The sequence below is a fragment of the Paraburkholderia nodosa genome (assembly GCF_001718195.1).
GTDB classification, from domain to species: Bacteria; Pseudomonadota; Gammaproteobacteria; order Burkholderiales; family Burkholderiaceae; genus Paraburkholderia; species Paraburkholderia nodosa_A.
Genome location: NZ_MCNV01000077.1, coordinates 1 through 752 on the forward strand (window position 1 = coordinate 1; position 752 = coordinate 752).

General features: G+C 65.7%; 2 protein-coding genes. Both read left to right on the forward strand.

Annotation, left to right across the window (positions count from 1 at the left end; all coding sequences use genetic code 11):
- Positions 1-366, forward strand: a 366-nt coding sequence (locus tag BFD71_RS42705) for a helix-turn-helix domain-containing protein (RefSeq protein ID WP_256095120.1), incomplete at its 5' end; no start/stop codon positions are given.
- Positions 318-650 (forward strand): hypothetical protein, encoded by a 333-nt coding sequence (locus tag BFD71_RS42710; RefSeq protein ID WP_256095121.1) that lies wholly within the window; start codon positions 318-320, stop codon positions 648-650. The genes BFD71_RS42705 and BFD71_RS42710, both read left to right, overlap by 49 nt.
- Positions 651-752: the final 102 nt, after the last annotated feature.

Sequence of the window (752 nt, forward strand, 5' to 3'; positions counted from 1 at the left end):
GATTTGAGGTACATGCTGGACGGTTTTCACGGATACGTGGAGCCGCCGATGGCCTGTACCGGGATGATCACGATGAGCATGCGCGAGCTGGACCGCCTGAAGGTGATCGAGGCAGTCGCCGAGGCACAGCTGATGCCCTGGCGAGCGGCTGAACGGCTAGGCATCTGCCGCCGTCAGGTCGAGCGCCTGGTGCTGCGGTATCGGGCATCCGGGGCATCCGGGCTGGTTTCGCGACGGCGTGGCAGCACCAGTAACCACCAGTTGACTGAAGGTCTGGCGCAGCGCGCGCTGTGCATTACCCGGACGGACGCATTGAATTGCGGGCCGACACGCGGGTACTGCCGTATCGCGAGTATGACCGCCTGACCGAGGTGGACCAGGGCGCGGTGATCGAGCACAAGCGGCTCGCGCACGCGCTGGAGGTGGCGCAGGCGCTGCAGGCGCAGCGCGATGGCCGGCGCGCCTCGGGCTCACCCTCGCGCACCAACCGCGGCATCGAGGTGCGTAGCCATGAGCGTGCGCCCGGCACGAAGAAGACGCGCGAGTTCACGCAGGCCGACATGGAGGCCGTGATCGTAAACCTTGCGCAGCGAAAGACGCTAGCAACGCAGCCATCCAGACCTGGCCAGCGGACTGCCCGGACCCGCTGAACAGGCACAAGCGCCCTGCTGCTTCAACCGCTGGCCTTCAGCACTGCAGGAACATCAGACCGGGGAAGAGATGCGACATCTGTATTTAGCCCGCAGTACGAC